General features: G+C 72.1%; 24 protein-coding genes. 6 read left to right on the top strand and 18 right to left on the bottom strand.

All coding sequences use genetic code 11. The features are described 5' to 3' along the window. Position 1: 1 nt before the first annotated feature. Both cds1 and Q2K16_RS22600 read right to left on the bottom strand, forming a co-directional pair. A complete protein-coding gene (gene cds1 / locus Q2K16_RS22605; RefSeq protein WP_302739960.1) occupies positions 2-1,093 on the bottom strand; it encodes an L-cysteine desulfhydrase Cds1 in 1,092 nt (363 codons plus the stop codon). A gap of 92 nt (positions 1,094-1,185) precedes the next feature. Continuing rightward, positions 1,186-1,644: an Lrp/AsnC family transcriptional regulator gene (locus Q2K16_RS22600; RefSeq protein ID WP_302739959.1), complete on the bottom strand. Its 459-nt coding sequence runs from the start codon at positions 1,642-1,644 to the stop codon at positions 1,186-1,188. 268 nt (positions 1,645-1,912) lie between these two features. Between Q2K16_RS22600 and Q2K16_RS22595 the strand changes: the two genes are divergently transcribed. Then, the gene (locus Q2K16_RS22595; RefSeq protein WP_084261470.1) at positions 1,913-2,179 is read left to right on the top strand and encodes a BldC family transcriptional regulator; all 267 of its coding nucleotides are present in this window, start codon (positions 1,913-1,915) and stop codon (positions 2,177-2,179) included. A gap of 171 nt (positions 2,180-2,350) precedes the next feature. Here Q2K16_RS22595 and Q2K16_RS22590 read toward each other — a convergent pair whose 3' ends face one another. Beyond that, positions 2,351-2,977 carry a UbiX family flavin prenyltransferase gene (locus Q2K16_RS22590; protein ID WP_302739957.1) on the bottom strand — a complete coding sequence of 209 codons (627 nt, stop codon included), beginning with the start codon at positions 2,975-2,977 and terminating at the stop codon, positions 2,351-2,353. 203 nt (positions 2,978-3,180) lie between these two features. On the opposite strand from Q2K16_RS22590, the gene Q2K16_RS22585 reads away from it, so the two are divergent. Continuing rightward, a complete protein-coding gene (locus Q2K16_RS22585; RefSeq protein WP_302746580.1) occupies positions 3,181-4,146 on the top strand; it encodes a terpene synthase family protein in 966 nt (321 codons plus the stop codon). A 79-nt stretch (positions 4,147-4,225) separates the two neighbouring features. On the opposite strand, the gene mqnP is transcribed toward Q2K16_RS22585, so the two are convergent. The 3 genes from mqnP to Q2K16_RS22570 form a co-directional block, all read right to left on the bottom strand. After that, complete coding sequence (mqnP, locus tag Q2K16_RS22580) at positions 4,226-5,137, bottom strand: menaquinone biosynthesis prenyltransferase MqnP (RefSeq protein ID WP_302739956.1); 912 nt, start codon at positions 5,135-5,137, stop codon at positions 4,226-4,228. After that, entirely contained in the window at positions 5,137-6,597 is a 1,461-nt protein-coding gene (locus Q2K16_RS22575; RefSeq protein WP_302739955.1) for a menaquinone biosynthesis decarboxylase, read from the bottom strand. The genes mqnP and Q2K16_RS22575 overlap by 1 nt, the downstream gene beginning before the upstream one ends. Positions 6,598-6,867: 270 nt before the next feature. After that, on the bottom strand, positions 6,868-7,428 hold the full coding sequence (locus tag Q2K16_RS22570; protein ID WP_302739954.1) for a carboxymuconolactone decarboxylase family protein: 561 nt from the start codon (positions 7,426-7,428) through the stop codon (positions 6,868-6,870). 63 nt (positions 7,429-7,491) lie between these two features. Here Q2K16_RS22570 and Q2K16_RS22565 point away from each other — a divergent pair, with 63 nt between their 5' ends. After that, positions 7,492-7,968, top strand: coding sequence for a MarR family winged helix-turn-helix transcriptional regulator (locus Q2K16_RS22565; RefSeq protein ID WP_302739953.1), 477 nt, complete (start codon positions 7,492-7,494; stop codon positions 7,966-7,968). Positions 7,969-8,078: 110 nt separating this feature from the next. On the opposite strand, the gene Q2K16_RS22560 is transcribed toward Q2K16_RS22565, so the two are convergent. Both Q2K16_RS22560 and Q2K16_RS22555 read right to left on the bottom strand, forming a co-directional pair. Continuing rightward, entirely contained in the window at positions 8,079-8,267 is a 189-nt protein-coding gene (locus Q2K16_RS22560; protein WP_302739952.1) for a DUF397 domain-containing protein, read from the bottom strand. After that, positions 8,258-9,064 (bottom strand): helix-turn-helix domain-containing protein, encoded by an 807-nt coding sequence (locus Q2K16_RS22555; protein WP_302739951.1) that lies wholly within the window; start codon positions 9,062-9,064, stop codon positions 8,258-8,260. The genes Q2K16_RS22560 and Q2K16_RS22555 overlap by 10 nt, the downstream gene beginning before the upstream one ends. Positions 9,065-9,380: 316 nt before the next feature. Here Q2K16_RS22555 and Q2K16_RS22550 point away from each other — a divergent pair, with 316 nt between their 5' ends. Then, on the top strand, positions 9,381-9,584 hold the full coding sequence (locus tag Q2K16_RS22550) for a hypothetical protein (protein ID WP_302739950.1): 204 nt from the start codon (positions 9,381-9,383) through the stop codon (positions 9,582-9,584). Here the strand turns inward: Q2K16_RS22550 and ccsB are convergent. The 6 genes from ccsB to hemL form a co-directional block, all read right to left on the bottom strand. Then, a complete protein-coding gene (ccsB, locus tag Q2K16_RS22545) occupies positions 9,550-10,560 on the bottom strand; it encodes a c-type cytochrome biogenesis protein CcsB (protein WP_302739949.1) in 1,011 nt (336 codons plus the stop codon). The two genes, Q2K16_RS22550 and ccsB, sit on opposite strands and share 35 nt — an antisense overlap. After that, complete coding sequence (gene resB, locus Q2K16_RS22540; RefSeq protein WP_302739948.1) at positions 10,560-12,176, bottom strand: cytochrome c biogenesis protein ResB; 1,617 nt, start codon at positions 12,174-12,176, stop codon at positions 10,560-10,562. The genes ccsB and resB overlap by 1 nt, the downstream gene beginning before the upstream one ends. Beyond that, on the bottom strand, positions 12,176-13,042 hold the full coding sequence (locus Q2K16_RS22535; RefSeq protein ID WP_302739947.1) for a cytochrome c biogenesis CcdA family protein: 867 nt from the start codon (positions 13,040-13,042) through the stop codon (positions 12,176-12,178). Before Q2K16_RS22535 ends, resB begins: the two co-directional genes overlap by 1 nt. Beyond that, on the bottom strand, positions 13,042-13,617 hold the full coding sequence (locus Q2K16_RS22530; protein ID WP_302739946.1) for a TlpA family protein disulfide reductase: 576 nt from the start codon (positions 13,615-13,617) through the stop codon (positions 13,042-13,044). The genes Q2K16_RS22535 and Q2K16_RS22530 overlap by 1 nt, the downstream gene beginning before the upstream one ends. Before the next feature lies 1 nt (position 13,618). Continuing rightward, positions 13,619-14,266: a histidine phosphatase family protein gene (locus Q2K16_RS22525; RefSeq protein ID WP_302739945.1), complete on the bottom strand. Its 648-nt coding sequence runs from the start codon at positions 14,264-14,266 to the stop codon at positions 13,619-13,621. Positions 14,267-14,330: 64 nt separating this feature from the next. Next, the gene (gene hemL / locus Q2K16_RS22520; RefSeq protein WP_302739944.1) at positions 14,331-15,668 is read right to left on the bottom strand and encodes a glutamate-1-semialdehyde 2,1-aminomutase; all 1,338 of its coding nucleotides are present in this window, start codon (positions 15,666-15,668) and stop codon (positions 14,331-14,333) included. A 169-nt stretch (positions 15,669-15,837) separates the two neighbouring features. On the opposite strand from hemL, the gene Q2K16_RS22515 reads away from it, so the two are divergent. Further along, complete coding sequence (locus Q2K16_RS22515) at positions 15,838-16,173, top strand: STAS domain-containing protein (RefSeq protein ID WP_088642049.1); 336 nt, start codon at positions 15,838-15,840, stop codon at positions 16,171-16,173. Between the two features lie 4 nt (positions 16,174-16,177). On the opposite strand, the gene Q2K16_RS22510 is transcribed toward Q2K16_RS22515, so the two are convergent. Both Q2K16_RS22510 and Q2K16_RS22505 read right to left on the bottom strand, forming a co-directional pair. Continuing rightward, positions 16,178-17,770 (bottom strand): ABC transporter permease, encoded by a 1,593-nt coding sequence (locus tag Q2K16_RS22510; RefSeq protein WP_302739943.1) that lies wholly within the window; start codon positions 17,768-17,770, stop codon positions 16,178-16,180. Beyond that, complete coding sequence (locus tag Q2K16_RS22505; protein WP_302739942.1) at positions 17,767-18,696, bottom strand: ABC transporter ATP-binding protein; 930 nt, start codon at positions 18,694-18,696, stop codon at positions 17,767-17,769. The genes Q2K16_RS22510 and Q2K16_RS22505 overlap by 4 nt, the downstream gene beginning before the upstream one ends. Before the next feature lie 95 nt (positions 18,697-18,791). Between Q2K16_RS22505 and Q2K16_RS22500 the strand changes: the two genes are divergently transcribed. Continuing rightward, the gene (locus tag Q2K16_RS22500) at positions 18,792-19,298 is read left to right on the top strand and encodes a GbsR/MarR family transcriptional regulator (RefSeq protein WP_302739941.1); all 507 of its coding nucleotides are present in this window, start codon (positions 18,792-18,794) and stop codon (positions 19,296-19,298) included. Between the two features lie 3 nt (positions 19,299-19,301). Here Q2K16_RS22500 and Q2K16_RS22495 read toward each other — a convergent pair whose 3' ends face one another. Together Q2K16_RS22495 and Q2K16_RS22490 are read right to left on the bottom strand one after the other, a co-directional pair. After that, on the bottom strand, positions 19,302-19,862 hold the full coding sequence (locus Q2K16_RS22495) for a response regulator (RefSeq protein ID WP_302739939.1): 561 nt from the start codon (positions 19,860-19,862) through the stop codon (positions 19,302-19,304). Beyond that, positions 19,859-24,226: a HAMP domain-containing protein gene (locus Q2K16_RS22490; RefSeq protein WP_302739938.1), complete on the bottom strand. Its 4,368-nt coding sequence runs from the start codon at positions 24,224-24,226 to the stop codon at positions 19,859-19,861. Before Q2K16_RS22490 ends, Q2K16_RS22495 begins: the two co-directional genes overlap by 4 nt. Positions 24,227-24,392 lie beyond the last annotated feature (166 nt).

The following is a 24,392-nucleotide window of genomic DNA, read 5'->3' as shown; positions in this document are numbered from 1 at the left end:
GTCAGCCCGGCCAGCTCCCGGTGCTGAGGAACCGGTCGATGGTGGCCAGGTGCGGGGCGAGGTCGAGGCCCTGCGCGGCCACCCAGTCGTCGTCGTAGTAGGTGTCGGCGTACCGGTCCCCGGCGTCGCAGATCAGCGTCACCACCGAGCCGGGCCGCCCCTGGGCGAGCAGTTCCGCGATCAGCCCGAACGCGCCCCACAGGTTGGTGCCGGTGGAGCCGCCGACCCGCCGGCCGAGCACCGCCGAGCCGGCCCGCATGGCGGCCAGCGACGCGGCGTCGGGCACCTGGGTCATCCGGTCGACCACCGAGGGGAGGAAGGACGCCTCGACGGTGGGTCGGCCGATCCCCTCGATCCGGGAGCCCCGGCCGGTGCGTACCGACCAGTCGGCGGCCTGCCACGCCGGGTAGAACGCCGAGTTCTCCGGGTCGACCACGCAGAGTTTGGTGGGCAGCCGCTGGTAGCGGGCGTACCGGCCGATGGTGGCGCTGGTGCCGCCGGTGCCGGCGCCGACCACGATCCAGGCCGGTACGGGGTGCCGTTCCAGGGAGAGCTGGGCGTAGATCGACTCGGCGATGTTGTTGTTGCCCCGCCAGTCGGTGGCCCGTTCGGCGTAGGTGAACTGGTCCATGAAGTGTCCGCCGCTGTCCTCGGCGAGCCAGCGCGCCTCGACCACGACCTTGGCCGGGTCGTCGACCAGGTGGCAGCGCCCGCCGTGGAACTCGATCTGGGCGATCTTCTCGGGTGAGGTGGAGGCGGGCATCACGGCGACGAACGGCAGCCCGAGCATCCGGGCGAAGTACGCCTCGGAGACCGCGGTCGAGCCGGAGGACGCCTCGATCACCGTGGTCGCCGGCCCGATCCAGCCGTTGCAGAGCCCGTAGAGGAACAGCGAGCGGGCCAGCCGGTGCTTGAGCGAGCCGGTGGGGTGCACCGACTCGTCCTTGAGGTAGAGGTCGATCCCCCACTGCCGGGGCAGCGGGAACGGCAGCAGGTGGGTGTCGGCGGACCGGTTGGCGTCGGCCTCCACGGCGGCGATCGCCTCGGTCACCCACACCCGGCTGGCCTCGTCGCACCGGTCGAGATGAGTCACGTCGGCAACGGTACAAGCGAGGTCGGCTCGGGTTCGGGCCGACCCGGCGTCGTTGCCGACGCCGCCCGCACCAGCCCTCCCCGGTCGGCCGGTCAGGAGGCCGACGGCTCGATCGGCTGGGGCCGGTTCTCCCACTTGGTCGACAGGGCGATGCCGGTACGGGTGGAGGCCACCCCGGGGGTACGGCTCAGCCGCACGATCAGCTGTTCCAGCTCGGCGATGGTGCCCACCCGCGCCTTGAGCAGGAAGGATTCGACTCCGGCCATGAAGTAGCAGGATTCGATCTCGGGCATCTGCCGGAACGTCTCCAGCACGTCGTCGGTGTCCCCGCCGGAGTCCTCGACGATGCCGATGAGCGCGGTCACGCCGAGGCCGATCGCCTCCGGCTCGACCTCGGCCCGGTAGGCCCGGATGACGCCGCTGGACTCCAGCTTGCCGACCCGTTCGTGCACGGCCGGCGCGGAGAGGCCGACCTGCCGGGCCAGCTCGGCGTACGACAGGCGGGCGTTACCCCGCAGTAGTTCGACGAGGCTCCGGTCGATCGCGTCCACGGAGGGTGAGCCTATCCGTTGGGGCGTAACGTCCGGCGACCGGCATCCGTTGGATCTGACAGCAGGTGACAGTTCGCAGACCGACGGTCAAGGGAGTCCCGCGCCGGTACCATTTACTAACTTCCCACTCCGTGCGTTTTTCGCGTTTGGCGGACAGGCCAGTTCGCTGGTGCTGTAATTGCCATACGTCCCTCATGACGGCTCTGGGCTCGCACCGGCCGGGGGCAGTGTGTTCAGCCGAGGGCTTCGTCGACGCGAGGAGGGGGCTGTGGACACTGGAGATCGCCTGCTGACACCGGGTGAGGTCGCCGCACTGTTTCGGGTGGACCCGAAGACCGTGACGCGGTGGGCGGCGGCCGGCCGGATAGGCAGCATCCGGACTCCAGGCGGGCATCGCCGGTTTCGGGAATCCGAGGTGCGGGCCCTGCTGGAAGGGGAGGGCATGTTGGACGAGGCGGACGACATGGGCAAGCCACGCAACGTGGGCCCAGCCGCCTCGACCGGGCCGGGTCCGGCCAATGCCGGGATGTACTGAATGGTGCGAGACGGACGCGCGGGCCGGCCGACGAGGCCGGCCCGTCGCCCATTGGACGGCCTTCGGCGGCGCGACCTGTCCGCCGCCCGGGTCCTGCGCCAGGGCCGGTCGGCAGCGACCCGGGTGGGCTGACCATCGACCCGACCGCCGGTCGGCTGTCGTCGGGGCGGGTCAGCGGTCGGCGGCCAGCTCGCCCGACCAGCGGCGGAACAGAGTGTGCGGCACGCCCAGGGCGTCCAGCACCTTGCCGGCGACGAAGTCGACCAACTGCTGGGCGGTGGCCGACGCCCCCGCGCCGTAGAAGCCGGGGCTGGCCGGCAGCACCACCGCGCCGGCGTCGTGCAGCGCGATCAGGTGTTCCAGGTGGCTGCGGGTCACCGGGGTCTCCCGGGGCACCAGCACCACCGGGCGTCGTTCCTTGAGGTTGACCTCGGCGGCGCGTTGCAGCAGGTCCTTCGACAGGCCGATGGCGATGCCGGCGCAGGCCGCCGTGCTGGCCGGCACGACCGCCATGCCGCGTACCCGGTAGGAGCCGCTGCTCGGGCCGGCGGCGATGTCGCCGGCCGGCCAGTGCCGCACGTCGTCGCCGGTGAGGTCCCGGCCCAGCCAGCCGCCGAGGTCCTCGGCCCAGTGGCCGTCCCGGAACGGCCTGCCGGTCTCGTCCAGGACGGTCAGCCGCGCGGCCCGGGACACGATCAGGTCCACCGGCTGCCCGGCGTCGAGCAGGCCCCGGACGACGGCCGCCGCGTAGGGGGTGCCGGACGCCCCGGAAACCCCCACCACCCATGGTTCGCGCATACGCCCAGCCTGCCTGGTGTACGCCGACCGCCGACGCCCACCCCCGCAATCGCCCCCGTCGGCACGGTGCGGGACCGGCCGGTCGACCCACCGTCGCCGTACCGGTGGTCCGGGCCTCCGGCGGCAGGCCCGGACGGCACGTCGACGCCGGACCTGCGATGCTGCGCACGGATGATCCACACGGCACGGGGGAGACATCGGTGATGGTCGACGAGATCCTCTGGTCGTTACGGGCGGCGTGCCCGATCCCGCCCCGGCTCTCCCCGTACGCCGACGGGGTGCAGGAGTGGCTGCTGGAGCTGCTGCCCCGGCTGGGTCTGCCGTTGGGCGCCGAGGCGCTGCACCGGCTCGACCGGGCCGGCTTCGCCAGGTACGCGGGCCGCCTCTACCCGGACGCCAGCGAGCCGGACCTGCGTACCGTGTCGGCCCTGTTCACCTGGTTCTTCCTGGTCGACGACGCCTGCGACGGGCCGGACCGGCTGCCCTCGGAGCAGATCCGGGCGCTGCGCCGTGGGACGCTGACCCTGCTGCACGACGGGCCCCGACGGCGGCACCCGGGATTCGGGGGGCCGCTGCGCCGGCTGCTGGTCGAGGCGTGGCGGGTGCCCCGCCGCCGGATGCCGGCGCGCTGGCGGCTGCGGTTCGCCGACGCCGTCGCCGACCATCTGGACGGCAACTGGCGGGAGGCGGTGGCGAAGGAGAGCGGCCGGACGCCCGGCGTGGCCGAGTACGTGGCGCTGCGCCGGGCCACCTCGGCGGCGTACGTGTCGTACCCGCTGATCGAGTTCGTCGGGGGCCGGGCGCTGCCGGACGCGGTCTACCACCATCCGCTGCTGCGCCGGATCGGTGAACTCGGCAACGACCTGCTCTCCTGGTACAACGATCTCGCCTCGATGGAACGGGACCGGACCACCTCGGGCGGGCACAACCTGGTGCTGGCGCTCGCCGACGAGCGGGACGTGCCGGTGGAACGGGCCGCCGAGCTGGTCGCCGACCGCTGGCGGGACACGATGACCCGGTTCCAGGTGCAGTGCGCGGCCGTCCCGTCGTTCGGCCCGGCGCTGGACGACTCCGTCACCGCCCACCTCGACGGCATCGCGAACGCCGTCCGGGGCACCATCGACTGGACCCTGGAAAGCGCCCGCTACCCCGTCCACCCCCACCCCTGACCCCCACACCCTCCCCTCGCCCCGGGCCGTCCCGCCTCGGTGGGCGGCGGCGAGGCAGGAGCGGCACGGGCAGCCCGGATCAGGCGCGGAGGTCGAGGCGGATCACCAGGTCGAGCAGGGCGAAGACGAACAGGGCGATGCCGACGAAACCGTTGGCGGTGAAGAACGCCCGGTTGACCCGACTCAGGTCGGTCGGGGTGACCACCACGTGCTGGTAGCCGAACGCGACCGCGGTGAGGGCCAGCCCGATCCACCAGGGCCAGCCGAAGCCGACCAGCGCACCGAACCAGATGAACAGCGCAAACGTCACCACGTGCGCCACGGTGGAGGCGTGCAGGGCGAAGCGCCTGCCGTGGCGGGCGGGGACGCTGCGTACCCCGATCCGCCGGTCGACCTCGTCGTCCTGGCAGGCGTAGATCAGGTCGAAGCCGCCGATCCACAGGCCGACGGCCGCGCCGAGCAGCCAGGCCGGCCCCGAGCCGGCGAAGGTGCCGGTGACGGCGAGCCAGGCGCCGACGGGGCCGACGGCCTGGGCGATCGCCAGGATGGCGTGCGGCCAGTCGGTGAACCGCTTGCCGTAGGGGTAGACGACCAGCGGGATGACGGCGAGCGGGGCGAGCACCAGGCAGAGCGGGTTGAGCAGGGCGGCGGCGGCGAGGAAGACCACCAGGGCGACGGCCGCGCCGGTCCAGGCCGTCCGCACGCTCACCGCCCCGGTGACCAGTTCCCGCCCGGCGGTACGCGGGTTCCGGGCGTCGATCCGCCGGTCGAGGATGCGGTTGGCGGCCATGGCGAACGTCCGCGCGCCGACCATCGCCACGGTGATCAGCAGCAGGTCGAGCCAGCGCACCCGGCCGCCGTTGACCTGCATCGCGGTCAGCGCCGACAGGTACGCGAACGGCAGCGCGAAGACGGAGTGCTCGATCGCGACGAGCTTGAGGAAGGACGTGACCCGGCCGGGGCGGGCGGCGGGGGCGACGGCGGTGGCCATCAGAGCCCGTACTCCTTCCAGCGCTTGTCGACCAGCGAGGTGACCTCCGGCGACATGGTCATCTCCTCCGGCCAGCCCCGGGTGTAGCCCTCGGCGGGCAGCTTGCGGGTGGCGTCGACGCCGGCCTTGCCGCCCCAGAACTGCTGGTAGGACGAGTGGTCGAGGTGGTCCACGGGGCCTTCGGTGAGCAGCAGGTCGCGGGCGTAGTCGACGTTGCCGAAGGCCCGGAACGCGACCTCGTTGTAGTCGTGCACGTCGCAGTCGGAGTCGACGATCACGATCAGCTTGGTCAGCGACATCAGGTGCGCGCCCCAGATGGCGTTCATGACCTTCTGCGCGTGCTTCGGGTAGCGCTTGCGGATCGAAACGATCGCGCAGTTGTGGAACACCCCGGCGGCCGGCAGGTCGTAGTCGACGATGTCCGGGATCAGCAGCTTGAGCAGCGGCTGGAAGATCCGCTCGGTGGCCTTGCCGAGGCCGTGGTCCTCCTGTGGCGGCTTGGAAGTGACGATCGAGTGGTAGACCGGGTTGCGCTGCATGGTCATGGTCTCGATGTGCAGCACCGGGAACGGTTCGACCGGGGTGTAGAAGCCGGTGTGGTCGCCGAACGGCCCCTCGGGCAGCCGCTCGCCGGGTTCCAGGTAGCCCTCCAGCACGATCTGCGCGTGCGCCGGGACCTGCAACGGGACGGTGAGGCAGTCGACCATCTCGACCCGTTCACCGCGCAGGAACCCGGCGAACAGGTATTCGTCGATGTCGCCGGGGAGCGGCGCGGAGGCGGCGTAGCTGACCACCGGGTCGCAGCCGATGGCGATGGCGACCGGCAGCCGCTGGCCGAGCCGTTCGGCGACCGCGTGGTGGGCGGTGGAGTCCTTGTGGATCTGCCAGTGCATGCCGAGCGTGTTGCGGGAGTGCTGCTGGAGCCGGTAGAGCCCGAGGTTGCGCTTGCCCGTCTCCGGGTGCTTGGTGTGGGTCAGCCCGTAGTTGTGGAAGATCCCACCGTCGCCGGGCCAGACCTGGAGGCCGGGCAACCGGTCGAGGTCCACGTCGTCGCCGGAGTAGACCACCTCCTGGCAGGGGGCGGTCTTCACCTTGCGCGGCGGCACCGACTTGAGCTGCATGACCTTGCCCAGGCCCTCGCGGATGCCGGACCAGCCGACCGGCAGCTCCGGCTTGACCAGCGCGCCGATCCGGTCGCCGATCTCGTCAAGCGATTCGACGCCGAGCGCCATCGCCATCCGCTTCTCGGTGCCGAACAGGTTGATCGCCACCGGCATCTCACCCCTGGTGGGCCGCTCGAACAGCAGTGCCGGCCCGCCGGCCCGGACCGTCCGGGTGACCACCTCGCTGATCTCCAGCGTGGGGTCCACCGGGACGGTCACCCGCCGCAGCTCGCCCGCGCGCTCCAGCGCCGCGAGGAAGTCCTTGAGATCGGTGTACGGGAAGCCACGAGCCGCCATACGGCCAGTCTCCCGCACCACCGGCGGCACCGCCCACGCCGGGTGGGGCCGGGCGGTGTGCGCCTGCCCACCCGGGCCGGCACGCCTCCCCGCGCGGGCGGGCGCGTCTCCCCGGCCGGCGGCTGCTCGTTGGACGGGTGACGGCCGGTCGGGCCGCGACCTCGGGGCGGGAAGAACTGTAGTTTCTGGTCAGGCGATGCCGCAGAACCAGAGTTCTGGTCCACCTTCGTGCCGCTGGAAGGCTGTCCGTCCTCGTCGGCTGCCGGCAGGTCAGGCCACCGGCTCCCAGGCGTACGCGGCGAGGGGCGGGTCGAGCGGGGCGCGGGTGAGCCGGTTGGCGAGGGTCGAGATGGTGTACGTCCCGACCCCGAGCACCACGTCCAGGGCGTGCCGGGGCCGGTAGCCGGCGTCGAGGAAGGCGGTCAGCTCGTCGTCCGGCACGTCACCGGTGTGGTCGAGGACGGCGAGGGTGAACCGGCGCAGCGCCGCCAGCCGGGGTTCGGGCAGCTCGGTGCCGTCGCGCAGCGTGGCGGTCAGGTCAGCAGCGGCACCCAGCCGGTGCAGGGTGGCGGTGTGCATCGCCACGCAGAGGTGGCACCGGTTGCGGGCGGCGACGGTCAGCACCACCACCTCCCGTTCGACAGGCGCGAGGTCGGTGGCCTCGAAGGTCGCGGAGGCGGTCAGGAACCCCTTGAGCAGTTCGGGGGATTCGGCCATCAGCCCGACCGCGCCGGGCAGGTGGCCGAGCTTCCGCCGTACGCCGGCCATGGCCGGCCGGGCGGCGTCGGGCGCGGTGTCGAGGGTGTGCGTGGTGAAGCCGGATCGGGACATGGCGGTACCCCTCACGTACGATAGTCAACGTGGTTGTCCAAACAGTAAACCAGGTTGTCGAACATGTCGACGGGTGACCCCGAGCGCCCCGGTTTCGTGCTGCCCCTGCTGCTGCTCGCCGGCTTCCGCAGCCTGGTCGACGAGCTGCACGCCGAGTTGGCCCGACAGGGGCACCCCGAGCTGCGGCCGGCACACGGCTTCGTGCTCCAGGCGGTAGGCGTCGCCGGCACCACCGCGTCCGACCTGGGTCAACGCCTCGGCGTCTCGAAGCAGGCCGCCGGCAAGACCGTCGACCGGCTGGTGACCCTCGGCTACCTGGAACGCGCCGACGACCCGGCCGACGCCCGCCGCAAGCTGATCCGGATGACGGCGAAGGGCGTCGACGGGCTGCGCCGCTCGGCGACGGTCTTCGACGCGCTACGGGAGCAGTGGGTGGCCCGGCTCGGCGCGGAGCGGGTGGCCGCCCTGGAGGACGACCTCCGCACGGTGACCCCGCCGGATTCCTTCCGCCTCGACGTCCCCGGCTGGTTCGGTAGCTGAAACGCCCTTCGGGCACACCTGCCCGGCGACCGACGCGGACGTCAGGAACGCGCCCGGAGTCACCGGTGGGCCGGCCTGTGCGACGGGAGTACCCGCCGGTCGGCGGACGGTCAGTGGCGGCGGGTCTGCGCGACGAAGGCCCGCCAGGCGGCCGGGGCGAAGGTCAGCACCCCGCCGTCGCGGTCCTTGGAGTCCCGGACGTGCACCCGACCGGGCAGGTTGTCGGCGACCTCGACGCACGAGCCGGAGTCGTTGCCACTGCGGGTGGACTTGCGCCACCGGGCGTCGGTCAGATCCATGGCCTCACGATCTCCTCAAGTAGGTCGATCGACTGCTGCCGGGGCAGCGCCTCGCTGCGCAGAGTTTCCCATTTGCCCAGCAGGGTCGCCACCCCGTCGATGTCGTCCACCACCGTGCCGCCGGTCTGCGTGTCGAGAAAGCCCACCCAGTCGCCGTCGGCCGAGCGGCCCAGGATGAACGGGCCGGCAACACCGGGATGCAGGCCGACGGTGGCCGGCATGACGTGCACGTTGACGTGCGGCCGGCGGGCGCACTCGATCAGGTGCCGGAGCTGACCGGCCATCACCTCGGCGCAGCCCTCGGCGAACCGGCGGAGCGCGGTCTCGTCGATCACGGCGGTGAGCTGCGGCGGATGCTCCCGGTCGAGGATCTCCTGCCGGGCGAGTCGGGCCGCCACCAACTCCTCGACCCGCTCCGCGGTGTGTCCGAGGTCCAGCCGGAACACCGCCCGGGCGTAGTCGGCGGTCTGCAACAGGCCCGGCACCACCGACACCGCGAAGCAGCGCAACTGGGTCGCCGTCCGCTCGGCCTCCAGCCACGGGCGGAACCACACCGGCTCACCGTCGCGCCGCCCCAGCTCGCGCAGCGCGACGAAGAGGCCGCCGCTGTCGAGGACGTCGTCGGCGCGCTTCAGGTAGGCGTGGTTCGGCACGACCTGCCCCAACTCCACCGCCGACACGGTCGACGGGGAGTAGTGCACCCGGCGGCCGAACTCCTCCTGGGTCAGGCCGGCGGTCGCCCGCGACCGGCGCAACTGGGCCCGGATCAGCTCCGCCGTCGACACCTGCTCGCTCATCCGGCACTCCTATCGGGACGGCGACCGTCCACCCGGCAGCGGACGGAATCACCGTGTCGCAGAGTAGTCATCAGGAAGCGCCCTGTCAGACCCCGCCGCTCCACAGTCCCGCCGATGTTCCCCCGCTCCGCTCCAGCACCGCTCCCGGATCCACGGCATCCAGGGGAGGTCCGGCGACGCCCCCTCACCAATTCCGGGCTCTGCAATTCGTATAACTACACTTCCAAGAACTGTAGTTATACGTTCCGCAGGCCGTGGGGCGTCGACACAGCCCGCTTCTCCGGCGGAGGATGGGCGCAGGGACGACGCGTACACGGTGGGTGATCCCGACGGCCTCTCGCCGCTCCAGCGGGAGATTCGCGACGCGGTGGCCCGGGAGCTGCACGCCCAGCTCGCCCTGCGGGCCGAGCGCCTCGACCTGGCCGACGTGCCGAAGGTCGCCTACCAGGTGACCCTGGGCGTCGACCGGGTGCTCACCGGCCGGCTCACTCCACCCCGGCGTACGAGTGTAGGCCGGTGAAGAAGAAGTTCACGCCGAACAGGTTCATCAGCACGGTCAGGAAGCCGAGCACAGCGATCCAGGTCGCCACGTTGCGCCGGACGCTGGGCGTGGCGCGGGCGTGCAGGTAGCCGGCGTAGACCACCCAGGAGATGAACGCCCAGGTCTCCTTCGGGTCCCAACCCCAGGCCCGGCCCCAGGCCGCCTCGGCCCAGATCGCGCCCGCGATCACCGCGAACGTGAAGATCGGGAACGAGAAGGCGTGCAGCGCGAAGGTCAGCCGCTCCAGGTCGGCCGCCCCGGGCAGCCGCCGGGCCAGCGTGTACGGGAAGCTGCGCCGCCCCTGCTCGTAGCCGTTGCGCAGCAGGAACGACACCGCCGGCACCACGCCCAGCAGGAAGATGCCGGAGGAGAAGACGATCGTCGACACGTGGATGATGAACCAGTACGACTGGAGCGCCGGCATCAGCGGCACCACCGGGACGTACAGCTTCAGCTCGGCGAAGGCCAGCAGCAGCACCATGACCAGGGTGAGGAACAGCCCGAGCCGGCGCAGTGACGGACGCTTCCAGAGCACCGCGAGCCAGGCGGCGGTCCCGATCCAGGTGACCGTCAGCACGAACTCGTACATGTTGCCCCAGGGCATCCGGTCGGCGGCGATGCCCCGGGTGACCAGCGCGCCGAGGTGCAGCGCGGCGGCGAGCACGGTCAGCCCGGCGGCGATCCGCCCGGCCAGCCTGGCCCGCCCCGCCGACCGGCTCGGTCGGCTCGACGGCGACGTGCCTGCGGGGAGCGTGGTCGCGGCGTCGGCCACCGGCCCGTCGACCTTGTCGACACCCGCGCCACCGACGCCCGCGCCGACCAGTTCCCGCGCCGGGGTGACCCGGGCGGCGACGGCGCGGACGTTGCCCAGGGCGTACTCGACGGCGTGGCTGATCATCGCGACCAGGTACACCAGGATCGCGAACGTCACCAACTGGTCGGAGACTGCGGACATCACTCGACTCCCTCTCGCGCCCGCCGGTCGGGCCGCCCGTCGTCGCGTACCGCAGCGACGAGAGACGCGAACTCCTCGGCGAACCCTGGATGCTCGGTGCGCGGCAGCCCACCGGCCGACACCAAACTACTACCGCCCGTCGGAGATCCACTGTCGGGGGGCGTCACCCGGAACCAGACCCGCCGACGGCGGCCGAACAGCGAACCCATCAGCCCGACCAGCAGCACCACGCAGGCGCCCAACATCAGCTCCTCGCCCGGGTCGTGCCGGACGGAGAGGGTGACGTACCGCTTGGTGCCGAGGAACTCCAGCTTGCTGCCGTCGTCCAGGGTCCACGTCTCGCCCGGGGCCAGCTTCCTGTCGCCTACCTGCTTGAGCTTGCCGTTGGTCACCTGCCGCTGGTCGAGTTGGTAGACCGAGCCGGGGATGCCGGCGTCCAACCCCAGGTTGCCCCGGTAGGCGGCCAGCACCACGGCCGGGTTGCGTTCCTCGGGGAACCGCGACGACACGAACGGCGCGGTGTCCGGGGCGGTCGGCAGGTAGAGCCCCTCGAAGGCGACCTGCTGGTCGGCGTCCCGGCGGCCGGTCGCCGGGTCGACGTTGGCGTCGGGGAAGGCGGCCACCCCCTCGCTGGTGAGGTTGGCGTCACCGCTGGTCAGGAACGGCACCGTGCTGGTCTGGCTGCGGCCGTACCGGTCGGTGTACCTCAGGATCGGGGCGTAGCCGTGGCCCAGCAGGTAGACGTTCGCCGAGCCGAGCCGCAGCGGCGAGTTGACCGAGAAGGTGGCGGTCCGCCGGTCCGAGCCGTCCGGCCGGTCGACTGTCACCGTGGCGCGGTAGCTCTCCGGCTGCCCGGACGGCAGGAACCGGGCGTCGAAGTTGTCCAGGGTGAGGCAGAACGGCGGCAGGTCGGCGCTGTCGACGCGCGGGCCCAGCTTCGCCTCGGCGTACTGCTGGCGGGTGTTGCAGAAGGCCTCGTCGGCGACGAGCAGGCGGTTGCCGTGCCAGCCGTACCACGAGCCGAGCGCGACGCCGATCAGCACGGCGACCAGCGAGGTGTGGAACAGCAGGTTGCCCGTCTCCTTGAGGTAGCCCTTCTCGGCGGAGACCTCGTTGCCGCGTACCTGCACCCGCCACCGGCGGCGACGCAGCACGGCGGCGATGGCCTGCGGGTCGGCGGCCCCCGGCGTCTCCAGCACGGTGTGCTGCGGCAGCCGGTCCATCCGCTTGGGCGCGGCCGGCGGCCGGGCCCGCAACGCGCGCACGTGGTCGCGCATCCGGGGCAGGATGCAGCCCACCAGCGAGGTGAACAGCAGCAGGTAGATGGCGGAGAACCAGACCGAGCCGAACACCTCGAACGCGCCGATCCGGTCGAGCTGCGGGGCCAGCTCGGGGTGCTCGACGAAGTACCTGTCGACGTTCTCCGGGTTGACCCCGCGCTGCGGCAGCACCGAACCGGGGATGGCCGCGACCGCGAGCAGGAACAGCAGGATCAACGCGGTACGCATGCTGGTGAGTTGCCGCCACGAGTTGCGCAGCAGGGCCAGCAGCGGGTTCGGCCGGCGGCGGGGTGCCTCGGTGGGCGGGCTGGCCGGCCGGTCCTCGACGGTCGTCATCAGATGCTCACCTCGCCGGGGCCCACGGTCGTCTGCAACCAGATCACGAAGTTCTGCCAGCCGCCGGTGACCAGCGCCAGGCCGATCAGGATCAGCAGCACCCCGCCGATCCGGGTCACCCACCTGCTGTTGCGCCGGACCGCGCGGAACACCCCGAGCAGCCGGTGGAAGCCCAACCCGAAGACCACGAACGGCAACCCCAGCCCCAGGCAGTACGCCACCGCCAGCACCACCGCCCGGTCGGTCTGCCCACCGGTGGCGGCCATCCCCAGCACCGCACCCAGCGTCGGGCCGGTGCACGGCATCCAGCTCAGCGCGAACACCGCGCCGAGCACCGGCGCACCGAGCAGCCCGGCGGCGGGCAGCCGCCGGATGCGCAGCTCCCGCTGCATGCCGGGGAGGACCCCCAGGTAGCTCAGCCCGAGCAGGACGATCAGCGCGCCGATGACGACCTGGAAGGTGCGCTCGTAGTCGAAGAAGATCCGGCCGAACCCGGCGAAGAGGATCGCGGTGGCGGTGAAGACGACGGTGAACCCGGCGATGAACAGCAGCGTCCCGGCCAGCACCCGGCCCTTGACCGCCGCCACCGGCCGGGCCTCCGCCCGGGTCGCCACCGCCACCGTTCCGTCGGAGCTGCCGGGTGCCGACCCGGCGTCGCCCGCCCCGGGGTCCGCGCCGGCCGGGGTGGTCGGTCGGGCGCGGCCCTCCAGGTCGGTGCCGGCCAGCCCGGTCACGTACGACAGGTAGCCGGGCATCAGCGGCAGCACGCACGGGGACAGGAAGCTGACCAGCCCGGCGAGCGCCGCCGCGCCGATGGCCAGCAGCAGCGGGCCGGACTGGGCGAGTTCGCGGAACGTCTCGCCCATCAGCGGGAACCGGTCGACGCCGGCTCTTCGGCGGCGATCCGCTCGACGATCGGGCGCAGCCCGTCGGTGGTGACGGCGGCCCGGATCACGGTGGCGATCCGGCCCTGCCGGTCCAGCACGACGGTGGCCGGGATGGTGTTCGGCGGGATGTCCAGGGCCAGCGCCAGCCGGCTGGCCGGGTCGAACAGGCTCGGGTACGTGACCCGGCCCTCCTCGAAGGCGATCGCCTTGTCCCGGCTGTCCTGCACGTTGATGCCGAGGAAGGTCACCCCGGATGCCCTGGTTGCCTGGTAGGTGGCCTCCAGGTCGTCGGCCTCGGCGCGGCAGGGCGCGCACCAGGAACCCCAGAAGTTGACCACCACCACCTGGCCGCGGGCCTGGGAGACGTCGTACCGGCCGCCGGTGAGCAGGTCACCGGCGATCGTCGGGGCGGCGGAGCGTTGGTCGGGGGCGCACTCGACGATGCCGCCGTTGTTGGCGCAGCGGCTCTCCTCGGTGCCGGAGGAGCAGCCGACCAGCGCCGCCCCGGCGGTGACGGCGGCGAGCAGGACGGCCAGCGGCCTCCGGAAACGCATCTCAGGCCCCCTTGGCCGTCCGGGCTGTCGCAGACATGGCGATCAGGTGGGCGGCCGGCTCGGAGTACCCGATCCCGACCACCTTCGCCCCGTCGAAGTGGAAGGAGGTGAGGCTGGCCAGCCCGCACTGCCGGCGGCGCGGGTCGTGCCAGAGCCGCTTACGTTCGACGTAGCGGCGCAGCGTCCAGATGGGGAGCTGGTGGGAGACGATGACCGCCTCCCGCCCCTCGGCGGCCACCCGGGCAGCGTGCAGCCCGGCGAACATCCGCTCGGCGATGGCCCGGTACGCCTCACCCCAGCTCGGGGTCACCGGGTCGCGCAGCACCCACCAGTTGCGCGGGTCGCGGAACGAGCCGTCGCCGGGCGAGACCTTCTTGCCCTCGAACCAGTTGGCGCTCTCGATCAGCCGCTCGTCCACCCCGACCGGGAGCCCGAACTGGCCGGCGATCGGTTCGGCGGTCTGCTGGGCGCGTTCCAGCGGGCTGGCCACCACGTGCACGATCTCCCGCTCGGCGACCGCCTGGGCGGCGGCCTTGGCCATCTGCACGCCCAGTTCCGACAGCCGGAAGCCGGGCAGCCGGCCGTAGAGGATCTGGTCCGGGTTGTGCACCTCGCCGTGCCGCAGCACGTGGACGACGGTCCTGCTCACTGCATCCCCCTCGTTCGCGACTGCGGGGCTCGCAAACCCGGCTCACTCCTCGCGCTCACTGGTTCTACCCCCCGCTGCCCGCCGCTGCCGCTGCCGTCGCCGCGCCGGGCAGGGCGGCGGCGATGTGCTCCAGGGCGGCGTCGTCGAGCGCCGCCGACACGAACCACGACTCGAACGCGCTCGGCGGCAGGTAGACGCCGGCGGCGAGCATCGCGTGGAAGAACGCCTTGAACGCGGGTACCTGCTGGGTGCGGGCGCTGTCGTAGTCGACCACGTCGGCGTCGGTGAAGAAGATCGAGAACATGCTGCCCGCGTACGACAGGCGGTGCGGGACCCCGGCGGCGGCCAGCGCGTCGGCGGCGAGCTTGCCCACGACGGCGGCCGTGTCGTCGAGCCGGCGGTAGAGGGCGTCGTCGGCGAGCCGCAGGGTGGCCAGGCCGGCGGCGCAGGCCAGCGGGTTACCGGAGAGGGTGCCGGCCTGGTAGACCGGACCGGCCGGGGCGAGCCGGGCCATGATCTCCGCGCGCCCGCCGAAGGCCGCGGCCGGCAGCCCGCCCCCCATCACCTTCCCGTACGTCCACAGGTCGGCGTCGGACGGGTCGAGGCCGTGCCAGCCGGAGCGGGAGACCCGGAACCCGGTCATCACCTCGTCGACGATGAGCAGCGCGCCGTGCGCGTGGGCGATCGCGGCGAGCCGGGAGTTGAAGCCGTCGCGGGGGGCGACCACGCCCATGTTGCCGGCGGCAGCCTCGGTGATGACCGCCGCGATGTGCGGCCCCTGCGCCGCGAACGCCGCCTCGACGGCGGCGAGGTCGTTGTAGGGCAGCACGATGGTGTCGCCGGCCGCCGCGCCGGTGACCCCGGGAGAGTCGGGCAGGCCGAGGGTGGCGACGCCGGAGCCGGCGGCGGCGAGCAGCCCGTCGGAGTGGCCGTGGTAGCAGCCGGCGAACTTGATGATCTTGGAGCGGCCGGTGAAGCCCCGGGCCAGCCGGATCGCCGACATGGTCGCCTCGGTGCCCGAGTTGACCAGCCGGACCTGCTCGACCGGGGTGCGGTCGACGATCTCGGCGGCCAGCTCCACCTCGCCCGGGGTGGGGGTGCCGAAGCTGGTGCCGAGGGTGGCGGCCTCCCGCACCGCCTCGACCACCTCGGGGTGGGCGTGGCCCAGGATCAACGGCCCCCAGGAGCAGACCAGGTCGACGTAGCGTCGCCCGTCGGCGTCGTACAGCCAGGGACCCTCCCCCCGGACCATGAAGCGCGGGGTGCCGCCGACGGCACGGAACGCGCGCACGGGGGAGTTGACCCCGCCCGGCACGATGGCGCGGGCGCGGTCGAACAGGGCCTCGGAGGCCGGCGCGTCGGCGGGGTAACGGCCGGTGCCGGCGGAAAAGGTATCGGTCACGATGCGGCCCATTGTGTCAGCGCCGGCCGGGGAATCCGCAGCCACCCCGGGGCCGGGTTACCCGGCTCACCTCAGCCGACGGAGTGGGCGGAGCTGCCGCCCGCGCGGTGGTCGGCACGGCGGAACGTCTCACCGGGCCGGGTTGGCGGGATCGCGATAGGCTGACGGCGTGGATCGTGCCGAGCTGTCCATCACGGTACACCGGACGGGCGACGAAGTGGTGCTGCGCCTGGCCGGTGAGATCGACATGCTCACCGCCGCCCAGCTGTCGACCGTCGTGAACGAGGTGCTCGCCGATCCTCCGCCGCGCATCGTGCTCGACCTGGCCGGGGTGACCTTCTGCGACTCGCAGGGGCTGGGCACGCTGGTGGTGCTCAGTCGCAAGGCCAGCCACTCCCAGTGCCTGCTGATGCTGAGCAACGTGGGCGACTTCCTGCTCCGCGTCCTCGACATCACCGGCCTCCGCTCCGCCCTGATGATCCGTAACGAGACCCCCTCCGGCTGACCGGTCAGCCGACCGGGGTGTCGCGGCGGCGGAAGGCGGCGACGCCGGCCGCGCAGAACACCCCGGCCAGCGCGGTCAGGGCCAGCAGCGGGGTGACGCTCCAGCCCGCCCGCAACACCTGCGGCGTGTGCGTGAACGGCGACAGGTCCAGCAGCCACTGGCTCAGCTCCAGCACCGCGCCGAGCTGACCGAGCAGCACCGCCAGCGCGAGCACCGCCCAGGCCGTCGCGGCGAACCGGGGCAGCAGCCCGTACAGCAGCGCCGCCAGGCCGGCCAGCACCCAGGCCGCCGGCACCTGCGCCAGACCGGCACCGAGCATCCGGGGCAGCTCACCCGGCACGTCACCCACGCTGAGCCCGTAGGTCAGGCCGGCCGCCAGGCCGGTCAGCGCCAGCGCCAGCACCGGCCCGAGCAGGGCGAACACCAGGTGCGAGGCGAGCCAGGCCGACCGGTGCACCCCGGCGGCCAGCACCGGCTCGACCCGCCCGGCGGCCTCCTCCGACCGCATCCGCAACGCCGCCTGGACGCCGTAGCCGGCGCCGGCCAGCCCGGCCACCCCCAGCGACGCCCCCAGGTACGCCTCGGCCAGCCCCGACGCGCCACCCAGCCGGGCCATCACCTGCTCCAGCGCGGCGTTGCCGGCGACCGACCGGCCGGCCGACTCGGCGGCACCGCCGACGACCAGCCCGAGCAGGCCGAAGCCCACCGACCAGCCCAGCAGTTGCCCCCGGTGCAGCCGCCAGGCCAGCCCGAACGGCCCGGACAGCGCCCGCCCGGCCCGCGCCGGGCCCGGCCGCGACGGCAGCACGCCGGCACCGAGATCCCGCCGCACCGACACCGGGTACGTCACCACGGCCAGCAGCACGGTCAGCGCGACCGGCAGCCCCGGCACCCACCAGCGCTCCCCCGCGTAGGCGCGGATGCGCGGGGCCCAGCCCAGCGGGGAGAGCCAGCTCGGCCACCCGTGGCCGGAGGTGTCCCCGAGCAGCCGCAGCGCGAACGCCACCCCGAGCACCCCGACGGCGATCCCACGTGCCCCGGCGGCGGTCTGGGTGAGCTGGGCGGCCAATGCGCCCACCGTGGCGAAGACCACCCCCACCAGCGCCGCCGACAGCCCGTACGCCAGCGAGCCGGCCACCGGCAGCCCGGTGGCGGCCAGCCCGGCGGCGGTGAGCAGGCCGAGCAGCAGGCTGGCCGCGTACGTCACCAGCAGCGCGGCGGTGAGCCCGGCGTGCCGGCCGAGGACTGTCGCGCCGAGTAGTTCCCGCCGGCCGGCCTCCTCCTCGGTGCGGGTGTGTCTGATGACGGTGAGCAGGGCGGCCAGTCCGACGATCACCTGGAGGAAGCCGCCCCGCTGGGCGGTCAACGCGCCGACGCTGTCGCCGTAGACCGGGCCGAGCAGGGCCACCACCGACGGGCTGCGGGCGGTGCCGTCGGCGTACGCGGCCCGCTCGGCGGTGGTGGGGAACAGCGCGAGGAAGCTGCCCGCGTACGACGCCGGCAGGACGGCCAGCAGCAGCACCCAGAGCGGCAGGACGATCCGGTCCCGGCGCAGGATCAGCCGGGCCAGGTGACCGGTGCCGGTGAGGGTGCTCATCGCCGTACCCCCGTCTGCTGGTCGGCGGCCGGTGCGGCGGCGGGGGGCGTCTCGTAGTGGCGCAGGAACAGCTCCTCCAGCGTCGGCGGCTGACTGACCAGGCTGCGCACGCCGATCTCGGTGAGCCGGCGCAGTGCGGTGTCCAGCGCGACGGTGTCGACGGCGAACCGGACCCGCCCGCCGTCGACCCGCAGGTCGTGCACGCCGGGCAGGTCGGCCAGGCCGTCGACCGGGCCGGCCAGTTCGGCGTCGATCGCCGTGCGGTGCAGGTGGCGCAGCTCGGCCAGGGTGACGGTCTCGACGTCACGGCCGTTGCGGATGATCGTCACCCGGTCGCAGAGCGCCTCCACCTCGGCGAGGATGTGGCTGGACAGCAGCACGGTACGACCGTCACGCCGGGCCCTGTCGATCCAGTGCTGGAACACCTCCTCCATCAGCGGGTCCAGCCCGGAGGTGGGCTCGTCGAGGATGAGCAGTTCGACGTCGGAGGCGAGCGCGGCGACCAGGCCGACCTTCTGCCGGTTGCCCTTGGAGTAGGTGCGCCCCTTCTTACGGGGGTCCAGCTCGAACGACTCCAGCAGCTCGGCGCGGCGCTTCGGGTCGAGCCCGCCGCGCATCCGCCCGAGCAGGTCGATCACCTCGCCGCCGGAGAGCTGCGGCCAGAGGGTGACGTCACCGGGCACGTACGCCAGGCGGCGGTGCAGCGTGACGGCGTCGCGCCACGGGTCGCCGTCGAGCAGTCGGACAGCCCCCGCGTCCGCCCGCAGCAGCCCGAGCAGCACCCGGATGGCTGTCGACTTGCCGGCGCCGTTCGGGCCGAGGAAGCCGTGCACCTCGCCGGAGCGCACGGTCAGGTCGAGCCCGTCGAGGGCCCGGGTGCGGCCGAAGGTCTTCACCAGGCCGGTCACCGCTATCGGGGTTTCCACAATTCGGAAGCTACACTCGTTTCACGAAGTTGTGAAGCATGTGTCCGGTACGGCACCATCGCCTACACCGCCCCGACCCGAGGAGCACCGAGCCGATGCCTGACGACCGTCGACCCGGCCACGACGACGAGGTCCACCTCTTCGTCGAACGGATGGCGATGGCCTTCGCGGACGTCGGCTTCCCCCGGATGGCCGCCCGGGTCCTGTTCTCCGTGATGAGCGCCGACGGGCCGCTGACCGCCGCCGAGATCGGCGAGCGGCTGGGGGTCAGCGCGGCGGCCGTCTCGGGCGCGGTGCGCTACCTGACCCAGTTCGGGATGCTGGTCCGCGAGCCGGTCCCGCGCTCCCGCCGGGACCACTACCGGCTGCCGGACAACCCCTGGTACGAGGGGACCATCACCAAGACCGGCCTCTACAAGAACTTCATCGACATCGCCGACGCGGGCGTCGACGCGCTGGGCGGCACCGCCACCCCGGGCGGCGAGCGGGTCAGCGAGATGCGGGACTTCTTCTGCTTCGTCCAGGAGGAACTCGACTCGCTCGGCGAACGCTGGCGGGCCCGCCGGGTCGCCACCGGCCACGCCGAGCCCCCCGCCGCCTGACCGTCAGGGGGTGTTGCTGCCCCAGCGGGCCTGCTCCAGGACGTCCAGGGCGCACTGCCGGGCCTCCGGGTCGTCCTCGACCCGCAACAGGGCGCTCGCCTCGTCGACCGCGTCGGTGAGCACCCGCCACTGGGCGTCGCGCTCACGCACCACGTCGGACTGCGCCGCCAACTGCCGGGTCTTCACCCACAGCTCCACGAAGACCGACACCTTGGCCCGCAGCACCCACGGGTCGAACGGCTTGGTGAGGTAGTCCACCGCCCCGACCGCGTAGCCGCGCAACGCCAACTGGGCGTCCCGGTCGGCGGCGGTGAGGAAGATGATCGGCACGTGCCGGGTCCGCTCCCGGCGCTTGATGTGACTGGCCGTCTCGAAACCGTCCATGTCAGGCATCTGGGCGTCCAGCAGGATGACCGCGAAGTCGTCCACCAGCAGTTGCTTCAGCGCCGCCTCACCGCTCTCCACGGCCACCGACTGGACCGGGAGCCCCTGGAGGATCGCCTCCAGGGCCATCAGGTTCTCCCGACGGTCGTCGACCAGCAGCGCCTTGGCCGTCTGCGTCACGAATTCTCCCTATCTCGGCGGCCACTGATCCAGGACGCCATCCGCTCGATCAGCCCGTCCAGGTCCACCGGCTTGGTGATGTAGTCACTACCCCCGGCCGCCAGCGCCGACTCCCGGTCACCGGGCATCGCCTTCGCGGTGAGGAAGACGATAGGCAGGTCGGCGAAGCGGTGGTTGCGGCGGATCTGCCGGGTCGTTTCGTAACCGTCCTGGTCGGGCATCATGGCGTCCATCAGTACGATGTCCACCTCCGGATGCTCGGCCAGCACGCGGACACCGTCCGCGCCGTTGTCCGAGTACAGCACGGTCATCCCGTGCAGTTCCAACGCGCTGGTCAACGCGAACACGTTGCGTACGTCGTCGTCGACGATGAGCACGGTCGCGCCGTCCAACTGCCGGGTGGCCGGGGCCTCGGGCGTGGCCAGCAGCTCCATCGGCGGCATCAGCAGCGACGACGGCAGGCCCGCCCGCTCCGGCGACGGCGACTGCGGGGCCACCACCGCGTCCGGCGCCAGCACGTCCGGTACGAAGAGGGTGAACGTCGAACCCTGCCCCGGGGCGGAGGTCACCGTGATCGTGCCGCCGATCAGCCGCGCCAGGTCCCGGCTGATCGACAGGCCCAGCCCGGTGCCGCCGTACCGCCGGCTGGTGGTGCCGTCGGCCTGCTGGAACGCCTCGAAGATGATGCTCAGCTTGTCGTCGGAGATGCCGATGCCGGTGTCGATCACGGTGAAGGCGATCACCTGCCGGGCGTTGGTCAGCGCCGGCACGTCGAAGACCGCGTTCTCCGCCGCCGGGGCGATCCGCAGGGTGACCGCGCCGTTGTCGGTGAACTTCACCGCGTTGGAGAGCATGTTGCGCAGGATCTGCTGCAACCGTTGGGCGTCGGTCACCAGGGCCGGCGGTAGTTCCTTGGCCACCCGCACCTGGAAATCGAGGTTCTTCTCCTCCGCCTGCGGGGCGAACGCCTGCTCCACGTAGTTGCGGATCTCGGCGAACCGGATCTCCGTCGGCTCGACGTCCATCCGACCGGCCTCGATCTTGGACAGGTCCAGGATGTCGTCGATCAGGCGCAGCAGGTCCGAGCCGGAGCCGTGGATCGTCCGGGCGAACTCGATCTGCTTCGGGGTGAGGTTGCGCTCCGAGTTCTCCACCAGCAGCCGGGCCAGCAGCAGCAGCGAGTTCAGCGGCGTCCGCAGTTCGTGGCTCATGTTCGCCAGGAACTCCGACTTGTACGCCGACGCCCGGGTGAGCTGCTGGGCCTTCTCCTCCAGCCCAAGCCGGGCCAGCTCGATCTCCCGGTTCTTGGTCTCGATGTTGCCCTTCTGCTCGCTCAGCAGCTTCGCCTTGTCCTCCAGCTCGGCGTTGGTGCGCTGCAACTCCGCCGACTGGTCCTGCAACTCCAGCGCCAGCCGCTGCGACTGGGCCAGCAGTTCCTCCGTACGCCGGTTGGCCTGGATGGTGTTGACCGCGATGCCGATGGTGAGCACCAGCCGCTCCAGGAACGCCAGGTGCAGCTCCGAGAAGCGGGCCACGCTGGCGAACTCGATCACCCCGAGCAGTTCGCCCTCGAACAGGATCGGCAGCACCACCAGGTCGGACGGGAGCGTGTCGGCCAGCCCGGAACGCAGGGTGATCCGGCCGTCGGGCAGCGCGTTGAGCCGGATCGTCCGGCGGGAGAGCGCGGCCTGACCGACGAGCCCCTCACCGGGCCCGAAGGTCACGTCGTGCCCCCGCGCCACATAGCCGTACGACGAGGTCAGCCGCAGCCGCATCACCCCATCGGAGGTGTCCGCCAGGAAGAACGCGCCGAGCTGCGCGTCGACCAGCGGGGTCACCTCCATCATGATCATGCGGCAGACCTCGCCCAGGTCCCGCTGACCCTGGAGCAGGCCACCGATGCGGGCCAGGTTGGAGTCCAACCAGCCCTGCTCGGCGTTCTTCTTGGTCGTCTCCCGCAGGGTGACGATCATCTGGTTGATGTTGTCCTTCAGTTCGGCGACCTCGCCCTGCGCCTTGACCGCGATCCGCTGGGTCAGGTCGCCCCGGGTCACCGACGTGGAGACCTGGGAGATCGCGCGGAGCTGGGTGGTCAGGGTCGAGGCGAGCTGGTTGACGTTCTCGGTGAGGTCCCGCCAGGTGCCCGAGACACCCTTCACCTGCGCCTGACCACCGAGCTTGCCCTCGATGCCGACCTCGCGGCCCACCCGGGTCACCTCGTCGGCAAACGAGCTGAGCTGGTCCACCATCGTGTTCACGGTGTTCTTCAGCTCCAGGATCTCGCCCTGCGCGTCGACCGTGATCTTCTGGCCGAGGTCGCCCTTGGCCACCGCCGTGGTCACCGAGGCGATGTTGCGCACCTGGGAGGTCAGGTTCGACGCCATCGAGTTCACGTTGTCGGTCAGGTCCCGCCAGGTGCCGGAGACGCCCTTCACCTGCGCCTGACCGCCCAGCTTGCCCTCCGTGCCCACCTCACGGGCCACCCGGGTCACCTCGTCCGCGAACGAACTGAGCTGGTCCACCATCGTGTTGACCGTGTTCTTCAGCTCCAGGATCTCGCCCTGCGCGTCCACGGTGATCTTCTGCGACAGGTCACCCTTCGCCACCGCCGTGGAGACCTGCGCGATGTTGCGGACCTGGCTGGTCAGGTTCGACGCCATCGAGTTCACGTTGTCGGTCAGGTCGCGCCAGGTGCCGGCGACCCCGCGTACCTGGGCCTGCCCGCCGAGCTTGCCCTCCGTGCCCACCTCGCGCGCCACCCGGGTCACCTCGTCGGCGAACGACGAGAGCTGGTCCACCATCGTGTTGACCGTGGACTTCAGCTCCAGGATCTCGCCCCGGGCGTCGACGGTGATCTTCTGGCTGAGATCGCCCTTCGCCACCGCCGTGGTCACCGAGGCGATGTTGCGGACCTGGGAGGTCAGATTCGACGCCATCGAGTTCACGTTGTCGGTGAGATCCCGCCAGGTGCCGGAGACACCTTTGACCTGCGCCTGACCGCCGAGCTTGCCCTCCGTGCCCACCTCACGGGCCACCCGGGTCACCTCGTCGGCGAACGAACTGAGCTGGTCGACCATCGTGTTCACGGTGTTCTTCAGCTCCAGGATCTCGCCCTGCGCGTCGACCGTGATCTTCTGCGACAGGTCACCCTTCGCCACCGCCGTGGAGACCTGGGAGATGTTGCGGACCTGGCTGGTCAGGTTGCCGGCGAGCTGGTTGACGTTCTCCGTCAGGTCCCGCCAGGTGCCCGAGACGCCGCGTACCTGGGCCTGGCCGCCGAGCTTGCCCTCGATGCCGACCTCGCGGGCCACCCGGGTCACCTCGTCGGCGAACGACGAGAGCTGGTCCACCATCGTGTTCACGGTGTCCTTCAGCTCCAGGATCTCACCCTGCGCCGCCACGGTGATCTTCTGGCTCAGGTCACCCCGGGCCACCGCCGTCGAGACCTGCGCGATGTTACGCACCTGACTGGTCAGGTTCGACGCCATCGAGTTGACGCTGTCGGTGAGGTCCTTCCAGGTGCCCGCGACGTTCGGCACGTCGGCCTGCCCACCGAGCTTTCCCTCGGTGCCCACCTCGCGCGCCACCCGGGTCACCTGCTCGGCGAACAGGCGCAACGTGTCGGTCAGCGAGTTCATCGTGTCGGCCAGCTCGGCGACCTCGCCCCGCGCCCCGACCGTGATCTTCTGCGACAGGTCGCCCCGGGCCACCGCCGTCGCCACCTGCGAGATCGACCGCACCTGGCCGGTCAGGTTCGACGCCATGGTGTTCACCGAGTCGGTGAGGTCCTTCCAGGTGCCGGCGACGCCCCGCACGTCCGCCTGACCACCCAACTTGCCCTCGGTGCCCACCTCACGGGCCACCCGGGTCACCTCGTTGGAGAACGACGAGAGCTGCCCGACCATCGTGTTGACCGTCCGGCCGATCCGCAGGTACTCACCGCGCAGCGGGCGACCGTCGATCTCCAACGCCATGTGCTGGGAGAGGTCGCCGTCGGCCACCGCCATGATCACCCGGGCGATCTCGGTGGTCGGCCGGCCCAGGTCGTCGATGAGCGAGTTGACCGCCCGCTGCCCCTCCGCCCAGGAGCCGTCCAGGCCCTCCTCGTCCAGGCGTTCGGTCAGCCTGCCGTCCCGGCCCACCACCCGGCTGATCCGGCGCAGGTCCAGGTGCTGCCGCTCCTGGAGCGACACCACCTCGTTGAAGGCGTCCGCCACCTCACCGGCCGCGCCCGCACGCCGGGGCAGCCGCACCTTGAGGTCGCCCCGGCCGACCCGCCGCAGCGCCTCCGCCAGCTCACCGAGGAGCGCGTCATGCTCGGAAGCGGACCCGTCCGCCGTCACCGACTGTTTCGCGGTCATCATTCCTCGCTCGACTCGGAGGGCTCCCGGCGTGCCGACACGCCGACTTCCCCTCATTGTGCCCGGGTCGCCGCCGGACCCCCGGATACGACGTGCCCAGCGACGACGCGGGCCGCCGCCCCGCCGCGCACGATGCGGTCCCTGACGCCGCCCGCCGACCCCGCCCCGC

Source organism: Micromonospora cynarisoli (genome assembly GCF_030518815.1).
Taxonomy (GTDB): domain Bacteria; phylum Actinomycetota; class Actinomycetes; order Mycobacteriales; family Micromonosporaceae; genus Micromonospora; species Micromonospora wenchangensis.
This window is presented reverse-complemented; position numbering and strand designations above follow the sequence as displayed.

Bases quoted from the DNA above. Each gene is read 5' to 3' on its own strand.
- Q2K16_RS22535 (WP_302739947.1), bottom strand. From the start codon at position 13,042: ATGGGCGAGACGTTCCGCGAACTCGCCCAGTCCGGCCCGCTGCTGCTG.
- Q2K16_RS22560 (WP_302739952.1), bottom strand. From the start codon at position 8,267: ATGGATCTGACCGACGCCCGGTGGCGCAAGTCCACCCGCAGTGGCAAC.
- Q2K16_RS22585 (WP_302746580.1), top strand. From the start codon at position 3,181: ATGGTCGACGAGATCCTCTGGTCGTTACGGGCGGCGTGCCCGATCCCG.
- resB (WP_302739948.1), bottom strand. From the start codon at position 12,176: ATGACGACCGTCGAGGACCGGCCGGCCAGCCCGCCCACCGAGGCACCC.
- Q2K16_RS22500 (WP_302739941.1), top strand. From the start codon at position 18,792: ATGCCTGACGACCGTCGACCCGGCCACGACGACGAGGTCCACCTCTTC.
- Q2K16_RS22530 (WP_302739946.1), bottom strand. From the start codon at position 13,617: ATGCGTTTCCGGAGGCCGCTGGCCGTCCTGCTCGCCGCCGTCACCGCC.
- mqnP (WP_302739956.1), bottom strand. From the start codon at position 5,137: ATGGCCACCGCCGTCGCCCCCGCCGCCCGCCCCGGCCGGGTCACGTCC.
- Q2K16_RS22510 (WP_302739943.1), bottom strand. From the start codon at position 17,770: ATGAGCACCCTCACCGGCACCGGTCACCTGGCCCGGCTGATCCTGCGC.
- Q2K16_RS22570 (WP_302739954.1), bottom strand. From the start codon at position 7,428: ATGTCCCGATCCGGCTTCACCACGCACACCCTCGACACCGCGCCCGAC.
- Q2K16_RS22565 (WP_302739953.1), top strand. From the start codon at position 7,492: ATGTCGACGGGTGACCCCGAGCGCCCCGGTTTCGTGCTGCCCCTGCTG.
- Q2K16_RS22590 (WP_302739957.1), bottom strand. From the start codon at position 2,977: ATGCGCGAACCATGGGTGGTGGGGGTTTCCGGGGCGTCCGGCACCCCC.
- Q2K16_RS22575 (WP_302739955.1), bottom strand. From the start codon at position 6,597: ATGGCGGCTCGTGGCTTCCCGTACACCGATCTCAAGGACTTCCTCGCG.
- Q2K16_RS22555 (WP_302739951.1), bottom strand. From the start codon at position 9,064: ATGAGCGAGCAGGTGTCGACGGCGGAGCTGATCCGGGCCCAGTTGCGC.
- Q2K16_RS22490 (WP_302739938.1), bottom strand. From the start codon at position 24,226: ATGATGACCGCGAAACAGTCGGTGACGGCGGACGGGTCCGCTTCCGAG.
- ccsB (WP_302739949.1), bottom strand. From the start codon at position 10,560: ATGTCCGCAGTCTCCGACCAGTTGGTGACGTTCGCGATCCTGGTGTAC.